Origin of the sequence: Dolomitihabitans soli (assembly GCF_022213955.1) — a bacterium.
Classification (GTDB): Bacteria; Actinomycetota; Actinomycetes; order Streptosporangiales; family Streptosporangiaceae; genus Streptosporangium_A; species Streptosporangium_A soli.
Genome location: NZ_JAKNTW010000012.1, coordinates 23,384 through 45,462, shown reverse-complemented (window position 1 = coordinate 45,462; position 22,079 = coordinate 23,384). Strand labels below are relative to the sequence as shown.

Here is a 22,079-nt window from a genome sequence, read left to right as displayed (position 1 = left end):
CGCGGATACCCGGTTAGCCAGCACCGGGCGGCGGCTGGACTGGCAGAGTTCCAGCACCTGGTGCGACGAATCCGGGCCCGCGACCCTTGCCGTCACCGCGGACGTCGCCGGCGGGGCCACCAAGGTCAATGTCTGGATGACCACCGGAAACCCCTACGAGGGCCTCGAATACTTCTCCTGCTATCCCGACTTCAGCACTTGCTTCGGTCCCTATGTGGGACTGCCGGAATAACCGCGACGATCAGGCGGATATGGCTGACCGGGGGTGATGGACGGTTGCGGCACCGTCCGGCCTGAGCCCGTGACCGCGCAGGGGCGCCGAATCCGCCACGTAGGTCCGGACAACTCGGCGACGGGGCTTGAGCAGCAACCGAACGGCCAGTCACGTTAAGGATCCCGTTGCCCCAGGTTGCGTGGTTTCTGAGCCGGTCGGGGGCGGACATGTCGAGGAAGGCGTGGGCGGCCTAAAGTTCTGCTCTGGCGGCTCACACGACGGCGAGCTGATCGACCCATTCACCTAAGCCCGCAGTGAGGTTCCCCCCCGTACGACGGCCACCGATGCCCGGTGGTGCCGGGCTGCCCGGACGCCTGAAATGAGATGCCGCCGGTTTGCGGGTTACCAGCACGAACAGCCGTCCGGCCCATCGCTATATCCGGCCTATAGAGAATCCATAACCCATCCATCTAGATTCACCTTTCGTACGGGGTGACCGGGGGCTATTCGGCAGACGGCGAGACCGCTGAGGGTCGGCTGGGAAATTTCCAGTCGGCGATTCGTGATGCGTTCTACCGGATCGCCGCACAACATCGTGCGCTCGTATTTCGCGTGAGCACGAGCGTGGGCGGAGACAGGAAGTCGGCATGAGAACACCACAGAACCGGACCGTGGTCGCGGCGCGCGGCTCGTCGGTTCGTCCATCGGAACCAGGGCCGCACGGGGGTTGGCTGTCCTGCCCACGCGCCAGTCCGGAGGCCACCTCGCGGCTGGTGGTCATCCCGCACGCGGGTGGCGCGCCGGCGGTTCTGCGGCCGTTCGCCGAACTGCTCCGGCCGGAGATCGAGACCTGGTTCGCGCACCTCCCGGGCAGGGAGAGCAGATTCGCCGAACCGGCGTGGACCTCCCTTCCGGACATTGTCGCCGAGGTCTGCGCGGCCATCACCGCCGCGATCGCGCCGCCGTACGCGTTGTTCGGCCACAGCATGGGCGGGCTGATCGCCTTCGAGGTGACCCGCGAGCTGACCGCGTGGGGGTTCCCGCCGCCGGTCCAGGTGATCGTGTCAGCGTGTCCCGCGCCGTCCGCGGCGGGCTGGCCTGACCTGCGGGAAGCCCTCACCGACGACGCGCGGCTGCGGAGCTGGCTGATCGAGCTGGGTGGGGTGCCGCCGGGCCTCCTCGCCAGCGAGGAGATGCTGGGCCTGCTGCTGCCCACGATCCGCGCCGATCTCCAGGCGTGCGAGTCGTACGCCTACCGGCCCGGCCCGCCCCTGCCGGTCCCGCTGGCCGTGTACGGCGGGCGCGGCGACCGCCACGTGCCGGAGCCCGCGCTGCGGCGCTGGGCGGAACACGTCGTCGGCGAACCGGCCATGGAGCTCTTCGACGGCGGACATTTCTACCTCTTCGACAACGAGCGGGCGATCGCGTCGCGGCTGCGGTCGACGTTGTCCGCGCACCTGCTGGAAGGCGGCGACAGATGACCCCGGCTAAAGGCGCACCACGCCTGCTCCTGCCCTTCGAACGGCAGGGGGAGGAGGCGGCCTGGTCCACCGAGTCCTTCGGTCTGCGCGTGCCGGACGGGTACGGCGAGGCTCACGTGGCCGCTTGGCTCCTGGCACTCCTACGAGTCTTGATATATCGGTACACGAGGCAGATGGTGTTCGCGGTCGCGGTCGACGACACCGTGCTCGGCGCGCGCCTCGACGCCGACGCCATACTTGCCGACCTGCTGAAACACCCCGCGGAGCCCGATCCCGGTCCGCTGTGCACCGTGCGGATCGACACCGAGGCCGGTTCCGCGCAGAGCACCGACGCCACCATCCGCCTGTCGTTCACGCTGGACGGCAGGGCCCTGCGCTGCCAGGCCGCCTACCGGTCGGACCGGTTGACCGCGAGCGAGGTCCGGCGCCTGTGCGGGCACCTGGACCGGCTGGCGGAGGCCGCGATCCGGCACCCCGCCACGCGGATAGCGGACCTCGGGCTGCTGTCCGCGCAGGAAGAGACGCTGATCCTGCACGACTGGAACGCCACGGCTGGGGCGGGACCAGGCGGGCTCGTCCACGAACTGTTCGCGTCCTCGCTGCGCCGTACGCCGGACGCGCCCGCGGTCGTCTTCGACGGCGACGTGTGGTCCTACCGGAGACTCGACGCGGAGGCCGGCCGGTGGGCCGCCGCGCTGCTCGCCGCAGGGGTGCGTCCCGGTGACGTCGTCGGCGTCTGCCTGGACCGGTCGGTCTCGATGATCGGCGGCGTGCTGGGCACACTCCGGGCGGGCGCGACCTACCTTCCGCTGGACCCCTACTACCCGGTGGAACGCCTGCGCTACATGCTGGCCGACAGCGGCGCCGGCGTGGTGGCGACGGAACCCGCGCGACTCGATCTGCTGGCCGAACTGGGTCCCGGGATCGACGTGGTGCTGCTTGACGACGCGGGCGACCAGCCGTCCCCGCCGGAGCCGCCGTCCCCGCCGGAGCCGCCGGCGCCGGCCGATCTGCCGGCGTTCGTCATCTACACCTCCGGCTCCACGGGCCGGCCGAAGGGCGTCGCGGTCTCGCACCGGGCGGTGATTAACTTCCTGACGGGGATGGCCGCCCAGATCGGTGTCACCGCCCGCGATGTGGTACTGGCCCAGGCGCCGCTCTCCTTCGACATCTCGGTGTTCGACCTGTTCCTGCCGCTGGCCGTGGGCGCGCGGATCCACCTCGTCGACCGGGCGACGGCCACCGACGGCACGGCCCTCGCCGCCGCGATCGAGCGGGGCGGGGTGACCGTCGTGCAGGGAACCGCGACCACGCACCGGATGCTGCTCGACTCCGGCTGGCGCGGGAATCCCTCGATCACGGTCGTTTCGGGTGGTGAGCCGTTGCCGCCGGACGTGTGCGAGCGGCTGCTGGGCCACGGCGTGCGGCTGTTCAACGCCTACGGCCCGACCGAGACCACGGTGTACACCCACGCCCTGCCGATGACACCGGAGCGACCCGTCCAGCTCGGGGGACCGTTGCCGAACGTCCGCACGTACGTCCTGGACGAGGGGCAGCAGCCGGTGCCCGTCGGCGTGCCTGGTGAGATCTGCCTGGCCGGGGAGTGCCTGGCCAACGGATACCTGAACCGCCCCGGCCTCACCGCGGAACGGTTCCTGCCTGATCCTTTCGGCCCTCCCGGCGGGCGGTTGTACCGGAGCGGGGACCTGGCCCGCTGGACGCGGGACGGCAGGCTGGAGCCGCTCGGCCGGATCGACCAGCAGGTCAAGCTGCGTGGTTACCGGATCGAGCTGGGCGAGATCGAGAGCGTGCTGCGCGCCGACGAGCGGATCGCGAACGCCGTGGTGGTGCTCGGCGAGCGTCAGGCGGAGCGAGCGCTGGTCGCCTACCTGATTCCGCGCGGAGCCGAAGTCCCGGACCGCGACGAGCTGCGTCGCCTGCTCGCGGAGACCCTGCCCGCTCACATGATCCCGGCCCACTTCCTCGTCGTGGACAGGCTTCCGCTGACGCCCAGCGGAAAAATCGACAGGACGGCGGCCGGGGCGCTGCGCGGCGCGCGGCCGTTGCGGGCGCGTCGGCTCGTCGAGCCCCGCTCCCCGGTGGAACGAGTGGTGGCCGGCGTCTGGATGGACCTGCTCGGCGCGGACGAGCTCAGCGTCGCGGACTCGGTCATCGACGCGGGCGGCACCTCCCTGACGATCATGAGGGCCGCGGACCTGCTCCAGGAGATCTTCCAGGCCCCGATCCCGCTACGGGTGATCTTCGACGAGCCGACCGTCGCGGCACAGGCGAGACACCTGGAGTCCACGAGTCACGACGCCGCGCACATCGCGGACCGGTTGCTGGCACTGGCGGACTTCCAGCCGAATGGGGGCTGAACCGATGGCGACGCCAAACAAATCGAATCCGCTTCGCGGAATAGCGGGGAACAGCGCATTGCTGAGCCGCCTGCACAATGGGGGGGAAAGCTCGGCGGGCGGTGCGGAGAATGGCGTGCGAATCGCCTCGCCGGGGCAGGAGCAAATCTGGTTCTTCGACGAGATGACGCCTGGCACCGCCGTATCCAACATTCCCCTGCTGATTGAGGTGACCGGCCCATTCGACCCGGCGGCGGCGCGCGGCGCGATCGCCGCCGTCGTCGAGCGGCACGAACCGCTGCGTACGGCCTTCACCTTCGAGAACGGGCGGCTCCTCGCCGGGCCGGCGCCCTGCCCGTCCGGCGAGATCGGCGAGCACGACCTGCGTGCGGTGCCGGCGGCGAAGCGGCAGGCGGCGGCGCGCGCGCTCGCCATGGCGGAGGCCGGCCGGCCCTTCGACCTCACCCGTGGCCCGCTGTGGCGCTGCTCGATGATCCGGCTCGGTCCGCGCGAACATCTGCTCGTCCTGGTCATGCACCACATCGCGACCGATGGATACTCGCTGCTGGTGCTCCGCCGCGAGTTGGTTCAGGCGTATCGGGCGGTGGCCGACGGGCGTCCGGTGGAGTTCGAGCCGCTGCCACGCCCGTATCACGAGGTCACGCGGCTGCAGCGGGCCGAACGTGCCGGCGAACGCCCGCGCGGAAGCCTTGAGTACTGGAAGCGGACTCTGAGCCCGCCGCCGGATCCGATCGAGTGGCCGTTCGCCGCCGCCCGGCCCACCGACCCGCACTACGGCTGCGATGTGGTCGATCTGACCATCTCCGACGAGCTGGCGGCAGCCGTGCGGGACCTGGCCGTGGCCGAGGGGTGCTCTCCGTTCATGGTGTTGACGGCCGCCTTCAGCGGCCTGGTGTTCCGGCACACGGGGCGGACCGACTTCGTGGTGGGGACGCCCACCTCCGGACGTCCCGTCCAGGATGCCGACGATCTCGTCGGTTACTTCGTGAACATGCTGGCGCTGCGGATCCGCTGTGGCGAGAACCCGACCATGCGCACGCTGCTCGCCCACGTCAGGGAGACGTCCATCGAGGCGTACACGCACCGGGAGACGCCCTTCCTGGACGTTCTGCACGCCGTACAGCCCGATCGCAGGCCGGGAATCCAGCCGATCTTCCAGATGGTCTTCACCACCCCGCCCGCCCTAGGCTCCCTCGACGCCGGCGGTACCGTCTTCCGCTTCGAGGAGGGCCACGGCGGGCAGGCCCTGCACGACATCGAGATCCACCTGCCGGAGTTCTCCGGCGGTCGCACCGGGTTCGTCAAGTTCCGCAACGAGCTGTTCGAGCGCGCCCACATCGAAGGACTGGCCGAGCAGTACGTCGAGCTGCTCGGCCGGGCGGTGGCCGGGCTGGACCTGCCGATCGGCGAACTGCCGCTGATGCCGGCGGCGCGCCGGCACCGGATGCTGGCCGGCTGGAACGCCACGGAAGCCGAGTACCCCGCCGGGTCGTGCCTGCACGAGCTGGTGGAGCGCCAGGTGGAGGCCACCCCGGACGCCGTCGCCGTCGTCGCGGAGGGCGGCGGGCTGACCTACCGCGAGCTGGACGAGCGGGCGAACCAGGTGGCGCACCGGCTGCGCGAACTCGGCGCCGGGCCGGGCACCCGGGTCGGGTTGTGCATGGAACGCTCGGCGGAGCTGGTGACCGGGCTGCTCGGCGTGCTCAAGGCGGGCGCGGCCTACGTGCCGCTGGACCCGGCCTATCCGCCGGGGCGGCTCGCCTTCATGGTGGCCGACGCCGAGGTCCGCACGGTGCTCACGCATGATCCGGTACGGCTCCGCGTGCCACCGGGCGTCACCGCCCTGGACATCACCACGACGAAGCCCCGAACCGACCGGGTCGCGCCGGCGGCCGGCCCTGACGACAGCGCCTACGTGATCTACACCTCGGGCTCGACGGGCCGGCCGAAGGGCGTGCTGAACAACCACCGTGGTGTCGTCAACCGCCTGGTGTGGATGCTGCGGGAGTACGGCGTGGACGGCTCCGACGTGGTGATGCAGAAGACACCCTACGGTTTCGACGTCTCCGTGTGGGAGTTCCTCCTCCCGTTGATCGCCGGCGCGCGCCTGGTCATGGCGCGGCCCGGTGGCCATCGGGATCCGGCCTATCTGCACTCGCTGATCCAGCACGAGCGGGTGACCATGCTGCACTTCGTGCCCTCCATGCTGCAGGTGTTCCTGGACGAGGTGGACACGGGTACGTGCACCTCACTGCGCCGGGTGATCTGCAGCGGCGAGGCGCTGCCCGCGGAGCTGGCGCGGCGTTTCCTCGCGACGAGCCCGCCGTGCGCACTGCACAACCTGTACGGCCCGACCGAGGCCGCCATCGACGTCAGCCACTGGACCTGCGAGCCGGGCGAACGTGGCCCGGTCGTCCCGATCGGCCGGCCGGTCGCCAACACGCGGCTGTACATTCTCGACGGGTACGGCGAGCCGGTGCCGCCCGGCATGCCCGGCGAGCTGTACATCGGCGGGGTGCAGGTCGCGGCGGGATACGTGAACCGGCCGGAGCTGACCGCGGAGCGGTTCGTGCCGAATCCGTTCCACGAGGGACGGCTTTACCGGACGGGCGACCTGGCCCGGCATCGGCCGGACGGCGTCATCGAGTTCCTTGGCCGCACGGACCGCCAGATCAAGATCCGCGGCTTCCGGATCGAGCCTGCCGAGATCGAGGCATGCCTGTTCGAATCCGGTCTGGTCAAGCAGGCAGCCGTCCAGATGCGCCCGGACGTCACGGGAGACCCCGAGCTCGTCGGGTACGTCGTCCTCGCCGATCCCACGGGATCGCTCGGCCCGGTGCTCGACCACCTCCGCGCCGAGTTGCCACCACACCTGGTGCCCGCCGCGCTGGTCCCGCTCGCCGAGTTGCCGCTGACCGTGAACGGGAAGCTGGACGTGAGCGCCCTGCCCGCCCCCGACCGCCGGCCGGTGGCGGGGGACGCGCGGCGACCGGAGTCCGCGATGGAGCTGCGCGTCTCCGAGGTCTGGCACGAGGTGCTGGGAGTCGCGCCGGCCGGCGTGCGGGACGACTTCTTCAAACTCGGCGGCCATTCGCTGAAGGTGGCCCAAGCCACCTCGCGGCTGTCCGCCCGGCTCGGCGTCGCGATCCCGCTGCGCCTTCTGTTCGAGCAGCCGGACCTCGCCGGGTTCGCCGCGGCGATCGACGGCCTCGCCGTCACCGGAGAACACCCGGTTACGGCGCCCGCCATCGTGGCCGGCGCCAGGCCGCGCGGCGACCTCGGCGACCTGCTCGACGAACTGGACGCGGGCGTGCCGGACGCCGACGTGCCGAACGCGGACGAGGGGCGCGCGGACGTGCTGGACGTGGCGGTCGCCTTGGCCGCATCTGACCGGAAACACGGGGGAGACGTGTGATGCGAGAGAATCTTCTGGACCGGTTGAGCGGTCTCGATCCGCGGCGGCGGGCCACCCTGCTGGCCACCCTGGCCGAGCGCGGCGAGGAGTTCGACATCCACCCGCTGTCCTCCGCGCAACGGCGGCTGTGGCTGATGGCGCAGTTGCACCCGGAGGCCGACCCCTACAACGTGCCCTACGCCGCCTGGCTGTCCGGCCCGCTCGACACGCACGCGCTGGCCGCCGCCGTCGATGACCTGGTCGCCCGCCACTCGTCGCTGCGGACCGTCTTCCTTGACGCCCACGGGGAACCTCTGCAGGTGGTGTTGCCCGAGCTGACCGGCGTGCTGACGGTGGAGGACGTTTCCGCGACCGCGGGGACGAGCGCGGACGGGCCGCGCGCCGCCGCGCTCGACCGGGCGGCGGCGGAGGCGGCCGCGGGGTTCGACCTCGCGGCGGAGCCGCTGATCCGGGTACGCCTGGTCGTGGTCGGGCCGGGCGAGGCGCTGCTGCTGCTGACCCTGCACCACATCGTCTGCGACGGCTGGAGCATGGGCATCCTGTTCGACGACCTGGAGGCGATGTACCTCGCCCGGTGCGAGGGCCTGGTCGCGGAGCCGGAGCCGGTGCCGTGGCGCTACTCCGACTTCGCGCGCTGGCAAGCCGAGTGGTGCGCGAGCTCCGCGCCCGAGATCCCGCTGTCCTACTGGACGGAGCGGCTCGCCGGGGCGCCGCCGATCCTGGAGTTGCCCGTCGACCGGCCACGGCCGGTGGAACCCTCGGCCGTCGGTGGCATGGAGTGGTTCGAGTGGCCCGCCGGGCTGCGGGCGGAGGTGGAGGCCCTCAGCCGCTCCGCCGGGGTGACGCCGTTCGCGGTGCTGCTCGCCGCCTACACCGCGCTGCTCAGCCGCTACTGCCGGCAGGACGACATCGTGATCGGCACCCCGGCGGCGAACCGCACCCGTCCCGAGATCGAGGGTGTCGTCGGGTTCTTCGTCAACATGTTGCCGATCCGGGGCCGGGCGACCCCCTCGACGAGCTTCCGCGCGCTGGTCGCGGAGATCTGGGAGAGCCTCCTGGCCGGCCAGACCCACCAGGAACTGCCGTTCGACATGCTGGTCGGCGCGTCGCGGCTGCCGCGCGACGCCGCCTGCCATCCCATCTTCCAGGTTGCCTGCATGATGCAGGACGACGAGGTCGGCCGGCTGCGCCTGCCCGGTCTGCGGGTGACTCCGCTGCGCGGCCACAGCGGTACCGCCAAGCTGGACCTCACCATCTCCTTCCGGCTGGACGGCCCGGATGGGCCGGGTCTCGGCGGCTGCCTGGAGTACAACACCGCCCTGTTCGACGCGGGCACGGTACGCGACCTGCTCGACGGCCTGCACACGCTGCTCGGCGGCGCGATGGCCGAGCCCGACCTGCCGATCGGGTCGCTGCCGATCCTGTCGCCGGAGCAGTGGCAGCGGATCGTCGGCGACTGGAGCCACGACGCCCCGGTGCCGGTCGGCGACAGGCTGGCCCACGAACTCGTCGAGGAGCGGGCCGACCTGTTTCCCGAGGCGCCGGCGGTGCTCTTCGAAGCCGACCGGCTGAGCTACCGCGAGCTGGACGAGCGGGCGAACCGGCTGGCCAACCACTTGCGGGCCGGGGGTGCCGGACCGGAGTCGATCGTGGGCATCTTTCTCGCCCGGTCGGCGGATCTGGTGGTGTGCCTGCTGGCGGTGTGGAAGGCGGGCGCCGCCTACCTGCCGCTCGACCCCGCCTACCCCGCCGACCGCCTCGACTACATGATCGGGGACTCGCGGCCCGCCCTGGTGCTCACCACCACCGACCTCGCGGGCCGTCTGCCGGCCGAGGCCCCCGTGCTCTGCCTGGACGCCGCGCGTGAGGGTCTCGAACGCGCCCCGGCGACCCGGCCCGCGCGGACGGCCGGGCCGGACAACCTCGCGTACGTCATCTACACCTCGGGCTCCACCGGCCGGCCGAAGGGCGCCATGCTGGTGCACAACGGCCTGCGCAACCTGGCACGAGCCCAGCGGCGGGCGTTCGGGCTGGGCGAACACGATCGGGTGCTGCAGTTCTCCTCCTTCAGCTTCGACGCGGCCGTGTTCGAGATCGTGCTCGCGCTCACCGCGGGCGCGCTGTGCGTCCTCGCGCCGCGCGAGGCGCTACTGCCGGGTGATGACCTGGCGGGCACCATGCGCGCGAACCGGATCACCGTCGCCGCCCTGCCGCCGACGGTGGCCGCGACCCTGACGCCGCAGGAGGTTCCCTCCCTGCGGACGCTCCTCGTGGTGGGGGAGATCTGCCCGCCCGAGATCGCGGCGACCTGGGCCGGGCACGGCCTGGTCAACGGTTACGGGCCGACCGAGATCACGGTGGCGGCCACCCTGGCCACGCGCCTGCGCGAAGAGGGACCGGTGCCCATCGGCGAGCCGATCGCGAACGTCGAGGTGTACGTCGTCGACGACCGGCTGCGCCCGGTGCCGCGCGGCGTGCCCGGGGAACTGTGCATCGGCGGTCCGGGGCTCGGCCGCGGATATCTCGGCAGGCCGGACATCACCGCCGAGCGGTATGTGCCCGATCCGTTCAGCGGGCGCGCGGGCGCCCGGTTGTACCGGAGCGGGGACATCGTCCGTTTCCGGGCGGACGGCATGCTGGAGTTCCTCGGCCGTGCCGACGGCCAGGTCAAGATCCGCGGGCTGCGCATCGAACTCGGCGAGATCCAGTCGGTGCTCGCCCGCCAGCCGGGGATCGGGACCTGCGTGGTGACCACGGCCGAGGAGACCCTGGGTGACGTCCGGCTGGTCGCCTACTACGTCCCCGACGCCGCGCGTCCCGCGGATCCGGGAGAACTACGCCGGTTGCTGCGCGGCGTCCTGCCCGAGTTCATGGTGCCCGCGGCCTTCGTGCCGATCGACGCCGTCCCGCTGACCGCGAACGGCAAGATCGACCACGCCGCCCTGCGCCGTTCCCCACCCGACTGGGTACGGCCCGCGCCCACCGGCCCCGCGCCGGGCACCGGACTCGAGCGGGTGATCGCCGGCGTGTGGCGGGAGGTGCTCCAGGCCGACCACGTCGGTCTGGACGACAACTTCTTCGACGTCGGCGGCAACTCTTTGCTCATCACCAAGGTCCGCAGCCGGCTGGCGCGGGTGATCGATCAGCCGATCGCCACCCTGACGCTGTTCCGCTTCCCGAGCGTGCGGGCCCTGGCCGACCATCTGGGAGACACCGGGCCGGTGCCTCCCGCGCCCGACGACGCCAAGCGGCGGGGTCGTGGGCGGCAGGCCCTCCTGGAGCGTTCCCGCCGCACCGCCACGACCCGGAAGGAAGCCTGACGTGAACGAGTTCACCGGCCTGGAGATCGCCATCGTGGGAATGGCGGGACGTTTCCCTGGCGCCGACACCATCGACGACTACTGGGATCTCGTGGCGAGCGGGCGCGAGGCGATCAGCACGTTCTCCGACGAGGAGGTCGAGCGGGCGGGCGTCCCCGCCGAAATACGCGGGCGGCCGGACTACGTGCCGGCGGCCGGTGTGCTGTCCGGCGCCGAGTACTTCGACCCCGGCTTCTTCGGGCTGTCCCCCCGGGACGCCGCCGTCCTCGACCCGCAGCAGCGCGTCTTCCTGGAGTGCGCCTGGCACGCCCTGGAGGACGCGGGCTACGCCGAGCGGCCGGAGCGTCACCTGGTGGGCGTCTACGCGGGCACCAGCTTCAGCACCTACCTGCTGCGGAACCTGCTGCCCAACGCCCAGTTGATGCGCGACCTGAGCGAGCACGAGCTGATGTTGTGCAACGAGAAGGACACCCTCGCCACGCACGCCGCGTACCACCTGAACCTCACCGGCCCGGCGATCACCGTGCAGACGGCGTGCTCGACCTCGCTCGTCGCCGTCCATCTCGCGTGCCAGGGGCTGCTCGCCGGTGACTGCGACCTCGCCCTCGCCGGCGGTGCCTCGGTCCAGTTCCCGCAGACCGAGGGGTATCTGTTCCAGGAGGGCGGCATCATGTCGCCCGACGGGCACTGCCGCCCCTTCGACGCGCGGGCCCAGGGCACCCTGGTGGGCGGCGGCGCCGGGCTCGTGGTGCTCAAGAGACTCGCCGACGCCGTGCGCGACCGCGACACCGTGCACGCGGTGATCAAGGGTACGGCGATCAACAACGACGGGTCGTCCAAGGTCGGGTTCACCGCGCCGAGCGTCTCCGGCCAGGCGGCGGTGATCCGTGCGGCGCTCGGCGCGGCGGAGGTCGATCCGGCGACGATCGGCTACGTCGAGGCCCACGGCACGGGCACCAGGCTCGGCGACCCGATCGAGGTCGCCGCGCTGACCGAGGCATACCGGGACTCGACGCGGCGGCAGGGCTACTGCGCGATCGGCTCGGTCAAGGCGCTCATCGGGCATACCGACACGGCCGCCGGAGTCGCCGGCCTGCTCAAGGCCGTGCTCGCCGTACGGGAGGGGACGCTGCCGCCGAGCCCGTACTTCACGGAGCCGAACCTGGCGCTCGGCCTGGAGAGCAGCCCGTTCTACGTCAACCGGGAGCCGGAGAGCTGGCCGGCTGACCTGCTTCCGCGCCGCGCCGCGATCAGCTCCTTCGGGATGGGCAGCACCAACGCGCACGCGATCGTGCAGGAGCCGCCGGCCGCGCCGCCGGCGGAGCCTGATCAGCGGACCGGTGAGCTCCTCCTGCTCTCGGCCCGCACCCCGGAGGCGTTGTCGGAGAGCCGGGAGAGGCTGCGGGAGTATCTGGCCGGACATCCGGCGGTGTCGCTCGCGGACGTGGGCCACACGCTGCGCGTCGGCAGGCGCGCGTTCACCCATCGGATGGCCGTGACGTGCTCGGACCGCGCGCAGGCGCTGGCCCGTCTCACGGCGGAGCCGGTCGAGGGACGCTGGACGGGAGCCGCCGGGACGGAGCGACGCGAGGTCGTCTTCCTGTTTCCCGGCCAGGGCTCCCAGCACCCCGGCATGGCGATGGGACTCCACGAGCGGGAACCCGAGTTCCGCCGCCATCTCGACGAGTGCGCAGCCCTGCTCCGCCCGCACCTCGACGCCGACCTGCTGGACGTCATCCGAGCGCCGCAGGACCGGTCGGCGCTTGGCCAGACCAGGTACACGCAGCCCGCGCTGTTCGCCGTGGAGTACGCGCTCGCCCGATGGTGGCAGGAGCGGGGCGTGCGGCCGGTGACGATGCTCGGGCACAGCGTGGGGGAGTACGTCGCGGCGTGCCTGGCCGGGGTCATCGATCTACCGGACGCCCTGGCGCTGGTCGCGGTGCGCGGCCGGCTCGTGCAGGGACTGCCTGCCGGCTCGATGCTCGCGGTCCACCAGCCGATCGCGCAGATCACCGAGCGCCTGTACGGCGGGCTCGGCCTGGCCGCGGGCAACGCGCCGGGACTGAGCGTGATCTCGGGGCCGGACGAGGACGTCGACCGGCTGGAGCGGGAGCTCACCGGGGAGGGCGTCCAGTGCCGCCGCCTGCACACCTCGCACGCCTTCCACTCCTCGATGATGGAGCCGATCCTGGACGACTTCGCCAAGGAGGTCGCCAGGGTCCGGCTTCGCCCGGCGGCGATTCCCTTCGTCAGCGGTGTGACCGGCGAGCCGGTGACCGCCGAAGAGGTCACCGATCCGAACTACTGGGTGAGCCAGCTCCGGCAGCCGGTGCGGTTCAGCGAAGGGCTCGGCTCGATCACGAGTGAGCACGGCAGGGTGCTGCTGGAGGTCGGCCCGGGGACCACGCTGACCACACTCGCCCGCCAGCACGACCTCGCCGCGTCGGGGCACATCGCGCTGAGCTCGCTCGGGCATCCCCGTACCCGGCAGCCGGACGGCGAGGCGGTCGCCGCGGCCTTCGGGCGGATGTGGGTGGCCGGCGCCGACGTGGACAGGGCGGCGTACGCCGCCCCGGCCCGGCGTGTCCCTCTCCCCGGATACCCGTTCGAGCGGCGGCGCTGCTGGTACGACCCGCCCTCGGCGCCGTCGATCCAGAGCGGCACGGTCGGGGACGGCACGGACCAGGTGACGCCTGTTGAGCCGGCGGCGGCGGCCGCCCCGCACGGCGGGGAGACGGAGGAGCTGATCCGCGAGGTGTGGCGGCAACTGCTCGGCGTCCCCGAGGTCGCGCCGCATGACAACTTCTTCGAACTGGGCGGGCACTCGCTGTCGGCCATCCAGGTCATCGCGCGGCTGCGCGAGGGACTGGGGGTGGACCTGCCGGCCGGCGCGCTGTTCGAGGCGCCGACCGTCGGGACGCTCGCCGGCTACGTCGAGGAGTTGCGGGCCGCCGCGAACGGCGGGGAGGTGTCCGACGGCGACCTGCTGGCCGAGACCGGCGGGCTGTCCGCCGAGGAGTTGAAGGCGGAGCTCGCATGGATCCGCGCGGACAAGGAGCGGGAGCGCTCATGACCACCGAAATCACCGCTGAACTGGCCGGCCTCACTCCCGAGGAGCGCCGTCTCCTGCTCGACCGGCTGCGCGAACGAAGGACCGGCGCCACCGGCGTCCCCACCGGGCCGCGGCCCCGCGCGGACGCGGACGCCCCGGCGCCGCTGTCGTCCGCACAGGAACGACTGTGGTTCCTTGACCGGCTCGACCCGGGCGGCCCCGCCTACAACATCGCCTTCTCCGTCCGGCTCGGCGGGTCCCTCGACCGGCCCGCCCTGGCGGAGGCACTGCTCGGGGTGATCCGCAGGCATGAGGTGCTGCGCACGGCCTTCGCAGATGTGGACGGGGAGCCCCGGCAGGTGGTCGGGGAGCCGGTCCCCGTGCCGCTGCCGTACACCGACCTGCGGGGTGTTCCCGCGGCTGAGCGTGCCGCCGTGCTGCGCGGCCTGGTCGGCGAGCACGCCGGGACCCGGCTCGACCTGGCGTCCGGAGCGCCGATCGCCGTGCGGCTGTTCGCCGTCGGGCACCACGAGCACGTGCTGTGCGTGGCCGCGCACCACATCGTGTTCGACGGATGGTCCACCGCCGTGCTGGCGGAGGAGCTGATGGCGCTCTACGCCGCGGCCACCACCGGCACGCCGCCGGAGCTGCCGGAGCCCGTGGTGCAGTTCGCCGACTGGGCCGGGTGGGAACGCACCCGGCTCGCCGGACGGCGGTTTCAGCAGCAGCTCGCCTACTGGAAGCGCCGGCTCTCGGGCGCTCCCGCGCTTTCCACCCTGCCCGCCGACCGGCCGCGTCCGGACAGGCAGACGCAGAACGGCGCCTATCTGCCGTTCGAGCTGCCCGCCGGTCTCGCCGGGGAACTGGTCACGCTCGCGGGCCAGGCGGGCGGGACGCTGAACGTCGCGGTGCTCGCCGGCGTGGCGGCGCTCGTCCACCGGGCGACCGGCCAGGAAGACGTGCTGCTCGCTGTGTCGGTCGCCGGCCGTACGCACACCGACCTGGAAGCGCTGATCGGGTGCTTCGCCGACACCGTGGTGCTTCGGGTGGATCTGTCAGGGGATCCCACCCTGCTGGAAGTGGTCGGCCGGACCCGGAAGGCACTCGGTGACGCGCTCGGCCGGCAGGACGTGCCGTACGCCAGGGTGGTCGAGGAGGTGGCGCCGCCGCGCAGCCCGAGCCACAACCCGCTGGCCCAGATCATGCTGAGCATCGCCGACCTGCCCGATCGGCCGCGTACGGCGGGCGGCCTCACCTTCGCCGTCGAGCAGCTCGACAGTGATCTGAACGACCAGCTGACCGACTTCGACCTCTATTTCGCGCTGTCCCGCGCCGACGGAGGGCTGCGCGGCGTCGTCGGCTACAACACCGACCTCTATCTGCGCGGTACCGCCGACGACGCGATCGGCGGGCTGCGCGAGATCCTCACCGAGATGGCCACCTGGCCGGACCGCACGCTGCGCGAGGCCGCGAGCCTGCGCCGGGCGACGATCTCGGTGGCGGCCACCTTCACCGCGGACCCGGTGCTGGAGCCGCTGGACTTCTGGTTCCGGTTCCTGCGGATGCCCACGCGGATCGAGCCGGCGCCCTACGGGCAGGTCATCCAGCATCTGCTGGCCGGTGGCGACGCCGACGCCACCATTGTGCTGTTCCGCTGGGAGGACTGGCTCCGGCACCACGACCTCGACGCCTCCGGCGCGATCCTCGTGCTGGAACGGGCGCTGGAGGACCTGGCCGGGGCCTTGGAAGTGGCTCGGAACCGGTCCACCGCGCCGATCACGGTCGGGATCACGCCCCCGTCGGAGGAGTACGCGGGGCAGCCGTGGACCGGCCTGTTCGCCCGCCTGGAGGACCGCTTCGTCAGCCGGTGCCGAGGGCTGGCGGACGTCGTGCCGGCGTCGTCGTGGACCAGGTGGTATCCCACGGCCACGGTCGGCGACCGGCATGCCGACGAGCTGGGACACGTGCCCTACGTGCCCGAGTTCTTCGCGGCGATCGGCACCCGCCTGGCTCGCGAGGTGTATCGCGGGCGCGCCCGGCCGGTCCGGACGGTGCTGCTCGACCCCGCGCGGGTCCGGGCCGGCGCCGGCCCGGGGTCACCGGCCGCCGAGGCGCTGGACCGCCTGCTCACCACGCAGGAACGGCTCGGCCGGCAGGTGGTCCGGTGCGAGCCGGGCACGCCCGCCGACCCGGCGCGGCGGCTGGCAGAACTGGCCGGACGGGGCGGCCTGGACCCCGCGACCTGCGTGATCCTCGACCCGGACCCGGCCGTCCTCGACAGGGCGCGGGCGGCGTTCCCCGCCGTGCTCACGCTTCGCACCCCCGCCCGGCCACGGTCCCTGCCGCGCTACCTCGATCACCTGTGGGCGCTCGACGGGCCGGTGCGGGACGGGGGAGAGGTCGCGTTCGACGGTGAGCGGCTCGGCTACCTGGCCGGCCACCTCACCGACGCGAGCGTCATCGCCGAGCGGGCCCGCCCGGCCGCCGGCCCCGCCGCCGATCCCGGAGCGGAGTCCGTGCCGCCGCGCACCGCCACCGAGGAGCGGCTGGCAGATCTGTGGCGGGCTGCCCTGCGAACCGACGAGGTCGGGGTGACCACCGGCTTCTTCGCCCTGGGCGGCCACTCACTGCTGGCCACGCAACTCCTCTCCCAGGTGCACAGGGAATTCGGCAAGCACGTCTCGCTGCCGGCGTTCCTGGCCCAGCCCACGATCGAGCGGCTGGCCGTACTCGTGGACGCCGCGACGGACGAGGAGCGGATCACCCCGGCAGCCGGTGAGCCGGTCGTCTCCGCCACCCAGGAACGCCTGTGGGCGCTGGCCAGGCTCGGCGACGAGTCGGCCCGGCACAACATCACCTTCGCGGCGCGGCTGCGCGGCGAGCTGGACCGGGACGCGTTGCGCCGCGCCGTCGAGGAGATCCCGGCGCGGCACGAGGCGCTCCGCACCACGTTCGCTGAGGAGAACGGGCGGCCCGTCCCCGTCGTCCACGCGCGGCAGGACTCCTGGCTGCCCGATCTCGACCTCACCCGCACCCCGCCGGCGGACGGCGACGTCATCGAGCGGCACGTGCGTGAGCACGCGGCGCTCCACCTCGACCTGGATACCGGGCCGCTGGTCCGGGCCCGCCTGATCCGGTCGTCCGCGCAGGAGCACCATCTACTGATCAGCATCCACCACATCGTCTCCGACGCCTGGTCGTGGGGCATCTACCTGCGGGAGTTGGGCACGCTCTACGAGGCGTTCAGCGCCGGCCTGCCCTCCCCGCTGCCGCCGCCTCCGCTGCGGTTCGCCGACTACGCGGCCTGGCAGCGGGACCGGCTGGACGGAGCCGCGTCGCAGCCGCACGTCGCCTACTGGCGGAACCGGCTGGCCGGCGCGCCCGCCCTGTACAACCTGCCCACCGACCGGCCCCGACCGGCGGTGCGCTCGGACAGGTCGGCCTGCCGTACCCGGACCTTCGGGGCCGGGCTCGGCACCGGGTTGCGGGCGCTGAGCAGCGCCGAGGGGGTGAGCCTGTTCAGTACGCTGCTGGCGGGTTTCGGCGCGCTGCTACAGCGGCACAGCCAGGACGACGACCTGGTGGTGGGCGTCCCGGTGGCGGGCAGGGACCGGGCGGAACTCGCGGAACTCATCGGCTACTTCGCGGACATCCTGCCCTTCCGGCTGGATCTCGCCGAGCGGCCGACCTTCCGTGAGCTGATCCGCCGCACGCACGCCCGCGTGATGGAGGCCCACCAGCACCAGCACCTGCCGTTCTCGCGCATCGTGGAGGCGGCCGGCCCGGACCGCGATCCGGCCTTCCACCCGCTCTTCCAGTCGATGTTCAACTTCCTCGACCAGCCCGAGCACCGGCCGGTACTCGGCGAACTGACCGTGACCCCGCTGGACGTGCCGCCGACCGGGACCGACTTCGACCTGTTCCTCACGCTGTCCTGGCAGGGCGACCGGTTGCACGCCTCGCTGGACCACAGCGTCGCGCTGTTCGACCCGGAGACCGCCGACCGGCTGCTGTCGTGCCTGGAGACACTGCTCGCCGCCGGGCTGGCGGAACCGGACCAGCCGGTGGACACACTGGACCCCGGCCCGTCGTTCGTCGTGTCACCGCACCGTCCGGCACCGCTCCACCCCGCCGGCAGCGGACGCGGCCTGCCGGTCGCGGTGGCGGCCTCCTTCACCGCCGAGCCGCTGCGCGCGGCGGCCGAACACTGGCTGCGCGTCGCGGAACTGCCGGCCTCGGTGGAGTTCGCGCCCTACGCCCAGCTCTTCCAGCAACTGGTCGACCCGGCCGGGCTGCTCGGCGCCGCCGACGACGGCGTGAACGTCGTGCTGCTGCGCTGGGAGGACTGGCTCCGCTACCAGAACGCCGGCGTCGCCGCGCCGCTGCCCGCGGCCGTGACCCGTCTGGAGCAGGATCTGCACGACCTGTTCGCGGCCGTCAGGGGGTTCCGCGAACGATCGCGGGCGTCACTGGTGATTGGCGTCTGCCCGCCTTCGCCCCGGTATGCCGGGCCGGAGTGGTCGCGGCTCTTCGGCGGCCTCCTGGAGCGGCTGGAACGGTTCGCCGGCGCGCGCGGGGGAGTGACCGTCGCGTCGATGGACCAATGGATCCGGCCCTACCAGGTCACCGAGGTGTGCGACGAGCGCGCCGACGAGCTGGGGCACATGCCGTACACCGCGGAGTACTACGCCGTGCTGGGTACGGCTGTCGCCAGGCAGGTGTGCCGGTTGGCTGGACGGCGGACCCGGACGATCGTGCTGGACCCGGAACGGACGCTGCTCGGGCCCGCCGGCGAAGTGGCCGCGACCGGCTGGCAGCGGGAACTGCTGCGCTTCCTGCGCGGGCAGCTGCGGTCCGGACGGCGGCTGGCCCTGTGCTCATCCGGAGCCCGGGACCTGACGGCCGGACTGCCGGCGTCTGGTGGCCTGCCCGTGCACGCCGACGAGGTCGTGGCCCGCAGGGAGGGTGCCCCGCTCGCCGTCCTGCTCGCCGGTCTGGCCGAGGAGGGCCTGGTCAACCCGGACGAATGCCTGGTACTGGACCCGGATCCGGCGGAGTGCGTCGCCGTGCGGGAGGCCTTCCCCGGCCTCCCCGCCGTCCTGGTGCCCACCGATCCGCGGGCCGTACGGGCTGCCCTCGCCCACGTGTGGCCGCTCGACCTTCCCGCCGCCGCGCCGACGGCGGACGCGCCGGTGTCCTGCGGGCCGGCGCCCTGCGCGCCCACCGACGCGCGGTCCATCCTGGAGGCGATCGGCACGGGGCGGGCGCACGACGCCCATACGCCGTATCGGGCGCCGCGCACCGAGCGCGAGCGGATTCTCGGCGGCGTCTGGGCGGACCTCCTGAACCGTGACCGGGTGGGGATCGACGACGACTTCTTCGAGCTCGGCGGCGACTCCCTGCAGGCCATCCAGGCGGTCTCGCTGGCGGCGAAGGCGGGCATCGCGATGACCCCCCGACAACTCCTGGAGCACCCGACGGTCGCCGCCCTGGCGGCGCTGGACGCGTCCGGACCGGCCGCCGGGCAGCGCGGCCCCGACGCCGGGCCGACTCCGCTCACCCCGGCACAGCGCTGGTTCTTCTCGGTGATCGCGCCGGGCGTGCCGAACCCGTCGTACTTCAACCATCCCTACTACCTGGAACTGCGCGAACCCGTCGACCCCGGGCACCTGCGGTCGGCGCTGGACCACCTGGTCGCCCACCACGACGCGCTGCGGCTGCGCTTCACCCCGGACGGGGCCGGTGGCTGGACGCAGGCGCATGTGCCGGCCGGCCCCGTGCCGTTCACCAGCCACGACCTCTCCGGTGTCACGGGCGTGGAACGGGACCGCAGGCTCGCGGAACTGGGCGGCGCCGCTCAGGCGGCGCTCGACCTCACCGACGGCCCGATCATCCGCGCGGTCCACTTCCGGCTCGGCGGCGGCGCGGCGGACCGGCTCCTGATCGTCCCGCACCACATCGTGGTGGACGGCATGTCCAGGGGCATCCTGCTGGACGACCTCCAGGCGCTCTGCCGCGCGTTCGCCGCCGGCGGCGAACCCTCGTTGCCGGCCAGGACCACCTCCCTGCAGCACTGGTCACGGCGGCTCGCCGAGCACGCCGGCACGCCGGAGGTGCGCGCCGAGCTTCCGTTCTGGCTGGCTCAGGGCGGCGACGACGGCGACGAGCGGGCCCTGCCGCCGGACTTCCCCGGCGGCGTCCCCACCGGCGAGAGCTACGAGACCCTGATGGCCCAGCTCGACGAGCCGGGGACCGACGGGCTGCGTGAGCTCGCCCGGGACCTGGGGATGCGGCTCGGCGAGCTGCTGGTGGGAGTCGTCGGCGGGTGGCTCACCGAGCGGACCGGCCGCGAGGACTGCACGATCGCCGTCGCCGGCCACGGCAGGGAGGACCTGTTCGAGGAGGTGGACCTGTCCCGCACGGTCGGCTGGTTCCAGGTGTACTACCCGGTCCTGCTGCGCTCCCCGGGAGCGGGGCTGCCCGCCGTACGCCGGCAGCTCGCCCAGGTGCCGCACAACGGGATCGGCTTCAGCCTGCTGCGGTTCTGCTCCCCCGACGCCGAGACCGGTCCCGCGCTCGCGGCGATGCCGACGCCGCAGGTCAGCGTCAACTTCATGGGTGACTTCAGCTTCGTGGGCACGCCCACCGGAACCGACCTGTTCGACGTGCCCGAGGGCGAATGCGGACCCGCCCACGATCCGAACGCGAAGTGGATCTATCCGCTGGACTTCGTGTGCTCGGTCGTCGACAGAAAACTGACCGTCGAACTCGCCTACAGCCGCAACTTCTACCGGCCCGAGACCGCGCGCGGCGCCCTGCGCGAGGTCATCGCCGCACTGAGCGCCGCATCCGACAGGAGTGCCTGAACATGCCGGTCAAGAGACCGTCCGGATTCCCCGCGTTCGTCGTCATCTGGTTCGGCCAGGTTATGTCCACGCTGGGCACCCGGATGACGAACTTCGCGCTCAGCATCTGGGCCTGGCAGATGACCGGTCACGCGACCGATCTCGCCCTGATGACGTTCTGCGCCTTCCTCTCCACCGCCCTGTTCAGCCCGATCGCGGGATCGCTGATCGACCGGTGGAACCGCAGGCTGATCGTCGTGCTCAGCGACCTCGGCTCGGTGCTCACCACCATGATCGTGCTGGGCCTGCTCTTCACCGGATCGGCGCAGGTGTGGCACCTCTACCTCGTCAACCTGCTCACCGGGATCTTCCTGGCGTTCCAGGCGCCGGCCTACGGCGCGACCATCTCGCTGATGATGGAGAAGGGACACTTCCCCAAGGCCAACGCGATGATGTCGCTCTCGCAGTCGGTGCCGGCCATCTTCGCGCCCTCGGTGGCGGGCACCCTGCTGCTCGTCACCGACCTCAAAGTGGTCCTCTTCCTCGACCTGTTGACCTACCTCGTCGCCATCGGCACGGTGTTCCTGGTCGCCATGCCCCAGCGGCCACAGGGCGAGGGCGAGACCGGAACCGGCATGTGGCGCGACTCACTGTACGGCTTCCGCTACATCCTGCGCAGGCCCGGTCTGCTCGGCCTGCAGAGCGTGGTCTTGTCGATCATGCTTCTCGGCCTGATGGGCTGGACGCTGCTGATTCCGATGATCATGGCGCGGACCGGCGACGACTCGACGACGGTGGGCATCGTGCAGTCCGTGGGTGCGGTCGGAGGGGTCGCCGGCGCGATTCTGATCAGCGTGCTGCGCCCCACGGAAAGGAAGATGACCAGGATCCTCCTGGGGATCGTCGTCTTCAGCCTGTTCGGCCGGATCCTGCTCGGGCTGGGCGACTCGGTGCTGGTCTGGGCCATCGGGTGGCTGTGCGCCTGGTCCGCCTTGCCGATCATCACCGGCTACGGGCAGGCCATCTGGCAGCAGAAGGTCGACCCGGCCGTCCAGGGACGCGTGTTCGCGGCCCGCAGCCTGATGGAGAACCTGGCGACACCGATCGCGCTGGGGCTCGCGGGGCCACTGGCCGACTTCGTCCTCGAACCCGCGATGAACGACGGCGGGGCGCTGGCCGGGGTGTTCGGCGGGCTGGTGGGCACCGGGCCGGGCGCCGGCATGGCACTGATCTTCGTGGTCACCGGCGTGCTGGGGCTCGGGGTCGCGGTGGCCGGCTTCGCCGTACGGACCATCAGGGACGTCGAGGCGACGGTTCCCGACCACGACACGGTGATGCCGGAAACCGCGCTCACCCACAACTGAGAGGAGAGAC

General features: G+C 72.3%; 8 protein-coding genes. All 8 read left to right on the top strand.

Going from position 1 to position 22,079, the window contains the following annotated elements:
• Nucleotides 1–232 (top strand): hypothetical protein (locus MBA17_RS25245; RefSeq protein WP_238499054.1); only part of this gene is annotated, 232 nt, incomplete at its 5' end.
• Between the two features lie 629 nt (nucleotides 233–861).
• Complete coding sequence (locus MBA17_RS25240) at nucleotides 862–1,695, top strand: thioesterase II family protein (RefSeq protein ID WP_238499053.1); 834 nt, start codon at nucleotides 862–864, stop codon at nucleotides 1,693–1,695.
• Nucleotides 1,692–4,073 carry a non-ribosomal peptide synthetase gene (locus MBA17_RS25235; RefSeq protein WP_238499052.1) on the top strand — a complete coding sequence of 794 codons (2,382 nt, stop codon included), beginning with the start codon at nucleotides 1,692–1,694 and terminating at the stop codon, nucleotides 4,071–4,073. Before MBA17_RS25240 ends, MBA17_RS25235 begins: the two co-directional genes overlap by 4 nt.
• 115 nt (nucleotides 4,074–4,188) lie before the next feature.
• Nucleotides 4,189–7,488 carry a non-ribosomal peptide synthetase gene (locus MBA17_RS25230; RefSeq protein ID WP_238499051.1) on the top strand — a complete coding sequence of 1,100 codons (3,300 nt, stop codon included), beginning with the start codon at nucleotides 4,189–4,191 and terminating at the stop codon, nucleotides 7,486–7,488.
• The gene (locus MBA17_RS25225) at nucleotides 7,488–10,808 is read left to right on the top strand and encodes a non-ribosomal peptide synthetase (protein ID WP_238499050.1); all 3,321 of its coding nucleotides are present in this window, start codon (nucleotides 7,488–7,490) and stop codon (nucleotides 10,806–10,808) included. Before MBA17_RS25230 ends, MBA17_RS25225 begins: the two co-directional genes overlap by 1 nt.
• Before the next feature lies 1 nt (nucleotide 10,809).
• On the top strand, nucleotides 10,810–13,881 hold the full coding sequence (locus tag MBA17_RS25220; protein WP_238499049.1) for a type I polyketide synthase: 3,072 nt from the start codon (nucleotides 10,810–10,812) through the stop codon (nucleotides 13,879–13,881).
• Nucleotides 13,878–20,726 carry a condensation domain-containing protein gene (locus tag MBA17_RS25215; protein ID WP_238499048.1) on the top strand — a complete coding sequence of 2,283 codons (6,849 nt, stop codon included), beginning with the start codon at nucleotides 13,878–13,880 and terminating at the stop codon, nucleotides 20,724–20,726. The genes MBA17_RS25220 and MBA17_RS25215 overlap by 4 nt, the downstream gene beginning before the upstream one ends.
• A 2-nt stretch (nucleotides 20,727–20,728) precedes the next feature.
• On the top strand, nucleotides 20,729–22,069 hold the full coding sequence (locus MBA17_RS25210) for an MFS transporter (protein WP_238499047.1): 1,341 nt from the start codon (nucleotides 20,729–20,731) through the stop codon (nucleotides 22,067–22,069).
• The last annotated feature ends 10 nt before the right edge of the window (nucleotides 22,070–22,079 follow it).

Coding starts and splice junctions, on each gene's coding strand:
- MBA17_RS25240 (WP_238499053.1), top strand. CDS start 862: ATGAGAACACCACAGAACCGGACCGTGGTCGCGGCGCGCGGCTCGTCG.
- MBA17_RS25235 (WP_238499052.1), top strand. CDS start 1,692: ATGACCCCGGCTAAAGGCGCACCACGCCTGCTCCTGCCCTTCGAACGG.
- MBA17_RS25225 (WP_238499050.1), top strand. CDS start 7,488: ATGCGAGAGAATCTTCTGGACCGGTTGAGCGGTCTCGATCCGCGGCGG.
- MBA17_RS25215 (WP_238499048.1), top strand. CDS start 13,878: ATGACCACCGAAATCACCGCTGAACTGGCCGGCCTCACTCCCGAGGAG.
- MBA17_RS25210 (WP_238499047.1), top strand. CDS start 20,729: ATGCCGGTCAAGAGACCGTCCGGATTCCCCGCGTTCGTCGTCATCTGG.